Origin of the sequence: Massilia sp. PWRC2, assembly GCF_049896725.1 — a bacterium.
Classification (GTDB): domain Bacteria; phylum Pseudomonadota; class Gammaproteobacteria; order Burkholderiales; family Burkholderiaceae_D; genus JAFCUW01.
In genome coordinates, this window is record NZ_JAFCUW010000030.1 from 1 (window position 1) to 3,591 (window position 3,591).

The 3,591-nt window shown below is 50.7% G+C and carries 6 protein-coding genes and 1 pseudogene; 6 read left to right on the forward strand and 1 reads right to left on the reverse strand.

Annotated elements, in window-relative coordinates:
- A partial coding sequence (locus tag ACP7BZ_RS22790; RefSeq protein ID WP_426117464.1) for an RHS repeat-associated core domain-containing protein occupies window positions 1–801 on the forward strand: 801 nt, incomplete at its 5' end.
- Entirely contained in the window at window positions 801–1,202 is a 402-nt protein-coding gene (locus tag ACP7BZ_RS22795) for a hypothetical protein (RefSeq protein WP_426117466.1), read from the forward strand. The genes ACP7BZ_RS22790 and ACP7BZ_RS22795, both read left to right, overlap by 1 nt.
- Window positions 1,203–1,409: 207 nt before the next feature.
- Here the strand turns inward: ACP7BZ_RS22795 and ACP7BZ_RS22800 are convergent, their stop codons facing one another.
- Window positions 1,410–1,739: a helix-turn-helix transcriptional regulator gene (locus tag ACP7BZ_RS22800; protein WP_426117468.1), complete on the reverse strand. Its 330-nt coding sequence runs from the start codon at window positions 1,737–1,739 to the stop codon at window positions 1,410–1,412.
- Window positions 1,740–1,799: 60 nt separating this feature from the next.
- Here ACP7BZ_RS22800 and ACP7BZ_RS22805 point away from each other — a divergent pair.
- The 4 genes and pseudogenes from ACP7BZ_RS22805 to ACP7BZ_RS22820 form a co-directional block, all read left to right on the forward strand.
- A pseudogene (locus ACP7BZ_RS22805) lies at window positions 1,800–2,039 on the forward strand (hypothetical protein); the annotation flags it as partial.
- 15 nt (window positions 2,040–2,054) lie between these two features.
- Entirely contained in the window at window positions 2,055–2,648 is a 594-nt protein-coding gene (locus tag ACP7BZ_RS22810; protein ID WP_426117474.1) for a hypothetical protein, read from the forward strand.
- A gap of 7 nt (window positions 2,649–2,655) precedes the next feature.
- The gene (locus ACP7BZ_RS22815; protein WP_426117470.1) at window positions 2,656–3,108 is read left to right on the forward strand and encodes a hypothetical protein; all 453 of its coding nucleotides are present in this window, start codon (window positions 2,656–2,658) and stop codon (window positions 3,106–3,108) included.
- A gap of 170 nt (window positions 3,109–3,278) precedes the next feature.
- Complete coding sequence (locus ACP7BZ_RS22820) at window positions 3,279–3,518, forward strand: hypothetical protein (protein WP_426117472.1); 240 nt, start codon at window positions 3,279–3,281, stop codon at window positions 3,516–3,518.
- The last annotated feature ends 73 nt before the right edge of the window (window positions 3,519–3,591 follow it).

The following is a 3,591-nucleotide window of genomic DNA, read 5'->3' on the forward strand; positions in this document are numbered from 1 at the left end:
TTCGCTCTTTACACACCGTTAGCCAGGGAAAAACCGCGCCAAGTCATTGAAGGGACTAAGGAAAACGGCCGCGCTTACGGCAAGTGCGCGTCGGGTGGACGCTTTTTGAGCGTTGATCCGGTGACGACGGACACAAGTTCAGGAGGAGGGTTTAACAGATATGCCTACGCGGCTAATAGCCCCTACAAATATATCGACCCTGATGGTCGTGAAGAAGCTAGAACTATAGAACCGACGTGCATTCCAGGCTTATGTACAACAGTTGGCGCGCCAAGTAGGTCTTCGTCGGGAGCGTCCGGCGGCGGCACGTCTGGAACTGCAGTCGGTTCCGGGGCGTCGCCATCCCGGCCGTCTCCATACGATCCAGGTGGGCAGTATGAAGTGAATATTATGGGCGATCCGGTTAACCCAAATTATCCGGGAGTAGGAGCGGCACAGGGAATTGTCGGCGGAACATTGGTGGCAGGCTTAGGTTTAGCGGGCGTCGAAGGAGGAGCATTCATTGCATCGCAAGTTCAGGGAAACGCAATGAGGGGTATGTCGAATGAAGTGTTAAAAGAAATAATTAAAGCTGAGGGCGGAGTGGCGCAGTTAAATGCAAAAGGTATCTTCGGAACAGGTCTTCCCGGCGCAACTTCCGCTCTAGCTCTGGCGCAACGTGCTGCGCCGTATTCACTTCCCGTAGGTTTGCAGGTGCGGGCGCTGCAAGCCTATCGCGTGATTGCCGAGCGTAGTCTTAATGAAGTGCAGAGCCTGCGTGTTAAAATTATTGATCAATATCTTAAGATTATGGGGCGATGATGAATAATTCTTTGGTCGCAATAATATTAAGTAATGATGGCAAGAATAGATTTGTAAGAAATGTGAAGGAGGACGGTTTTAGATTTGAGGGCGAAGATTTTCAGTGTAGAGAGATTGCCTCAAATTGGATTGGATTCTATGATTGGCTGCGCACTGATGCCAGCGAGATTATTGGACTCCGCCTTACAATTGATGATCCTGATATTTTTACGCCTATGACATATCAACTTTTGAAGAATGCAAGTCATGCGAATGCGGGTTCAGTTATTTATCTATTTTTTGGTCAAGAACTGAAATTTTGCGCCTCACTATCCGACGATTCCGACTTTGGGGGGAATTTCATTTGCGAGGGCAGTCGAGGATCTGTAGGAATTACATTCAACGAACCGAGTACGCGTTAGTTAAGCAATTACACCCAGAGGTAGAACGGGCCAATCAAACCCTCATGGGTGTCATGGGGAAATTCAATGCGATTACGTCATTGATAATGGTTTTAGCAAAATAAAGCCACTCCCTCCGATACCCCGGATGCGAGTAGCTTTCTTTTTAGCGGCTAAGAAGTAAAAATTACGCGTTGGCCTGAGCCAGCACCGTCTCCAGCATCTCCATCACAAATTTCTGCTTTTGCTTGGGCAGTTCGGCAATGCGTCCGATGCTGCGCTCGAGCTGCGACATCGGCCCGCGCTTGCGGCGGCGGCGTGGCTCGATTCGCCAAACAATTCTTCCAGCTGCACCTGCAGCAATTTCGCCACCACCGGCAGCGCCGACACCGGAATGCGCCGGCGGCCAACCTCGTAGGCCTGTGCGGTTTGCTGCGACACGCCCAGCGCCTCTGCCAGCTGCTCCAGGCGCTGCGCGCGTCCACCATAAGGGATAGAGCGGGGTCCGGTGCAAAGGGCGCGCTCCTGCGTCGCTTGCCGCCGCGCTGCGCCGGCCATCAGGCCAACCCCAGCAACCGCAACCCCGGCGCCATCATTAACTATTAGGCGAATCAACGCTTGCCTCGCGCGCGCAGGCGAGCCAAAATCGCGTCTAGGAAAAAACTCGCTCTTTACACGCCGTCAGCCAGGGAAAAACCGCGCCAAGTCATTGAAGGGACTAAGGAAAACAGCCGCGCTTACGACAAGTGCGCGTCGGGTGGACGCTTCTTGAGCGTTGATCCGGTGACCACGGATGCCAGCACTGGGAGCAGCTTCAACCGATACGTTTACGCAAGCAACAACCCGTATCGCTATACCGACCCTGACGGTCGCATGGATGCAGAAACTTGCACCAGCATGGGTTCTTTGAGCTGCACGAATATTGGCGGATCTAGTGGAAACTCATCTAGCGGCTTAGGCAAGGCTGCTGGAAGTGTTCTTGGCGGGATCGCTGGCGGCGCAACTGGCGTTGTGGCATCTGCGGTTTGTGACTTCTACACTGTAGGAGGCTGCGTCATTGCGAACGGACCAATTGTTGGCGTTGGTGTTGCCGGCGGTGCCCTTATAGGTGCAGCTCAGGGCCAACGGCTCGATAATGCTTGGTCCCAATTATCAGGGTTGTTGGCGAAAGCGACCGCGGCAGGTCCGCTAGAGTATCAATATGCATTAATAGCTCAACGAGATGGTGCATATCCAGATGTAAGGAATGGACTTGTTCAGTTAAAGACTGGAGATGTTTGGAAGTATGGAACAACGAATGATCCAAATAATCGATATGTTGGAACATCGCTCAGCACCTTCAACTTGCGCATGGACATTCAGTCAGCAGGAACGCGCTATCAAACGCTAGCGGCCGAGAAATTGAAACTGATACAGTATTTTATCTCGAACGGCGAACTTCCTCCCGGCAACAGAATATTTAAATAGAAAAAATATGCATATTAAGATTACGAGTATAGCAACTGAGGAGGTCGGCTCAGTTTTGGGGCGAGTTTCGGTTGCAATGGAAGATGCACTGAATCCGCTCTTTGAGAGAGAATCTTACGGCGATATCGAGCAATTCATGCTAGTAATAGTTGCTGTCGACTCAGACGTCGCGGAAAATTCTCGATTTGTGGCAGCTCATAATAAGATCAGAAATTTCAGACACCCTGCGACTTTGGCACGCTTTAAATCAATGAGTTTTTCCCTCTCGTTCGACCCCGTATATATTGAATCTAAAAGTGAATCTCAAATTCGCCGATTAGTAAGTACAGGTCTGTTGGCGAAGCTTGATAATCCCGGGCTGAAAATTCCTGTCAAATTTGACTATATTAGATTTGTTGCCGACCTACGCCTCGCAATTAGAATATATGTTGCTGCAATCGATAAGGAATCGCATCATTAACTATTAGGCAAATAAACGATTGCCTCGCGCGCGCACGCGAGCCAAAATCGCGTCTAGGAAAAAGTTTCGCTCTTTACACACCGTCAGTCAGGGAAAAACCGCGCCAAGTCATTGAAGGGACTAAGGAAAACGGCCGCACTTACGGCAGGTTCGCGTCGGGTGGACGCTTCTTGAGCGTTGATCCCGTGACGACGGATGGTGATACGGGAGATAGTTTCAATCGCTATGGCTACGCAAACAATAATCCTTATCGTTACATTGATAAGGATGGACGTGTTCCGGAAACACCTAGCGTTGTAACGGTGCTGCCACCATTTCCGATGCCACTACCAATGTTGCCTCCAGTCATCATAACTGGGCCTAGACCCACCTCGTTATACATAAGTCTTGGCATTGGCTCGGTCGCGTAATTTCTCCATCGTTTTGGCTGCAACGTAGACATCCTTCATTCCGAGCCAGATAGTCTTGACGCCGGGTTCGCCG

Bases quoted from the DNA above. Each gene is read 5' to 3' on its own strand.
- ACP7BZ_RS22815 (WP_426117470.1), top strand. From the start codon at position 2,656: ATGCATATTAAGATTACGAGTATAGCAACTGAGGAGGTCGGCTCAGTT.
- ACP7BZ_RS22795 (WP_426117466.1), top strand. From the start codon at position 801: ATGAATAATTCTTTGGTCGCAATAATATTAAGTAATGATGGCAAGAAT.
- ACP7BZ_RS22810 (WP_426117474.1), top strand. From the start codon at position 2,055: ATGGATGCAGAAACTTGCACCAGCATGGGTTCTTTGAGCTGCACGAAT.
- ACP7BZ_RS22800 (WP_426117468.1), bottom strand. From the start codon at position 1,739: ATGGCCGGCGCAGCGCGGCGGCAAGCGACGCAGGAGCGCGCCCTTTGC.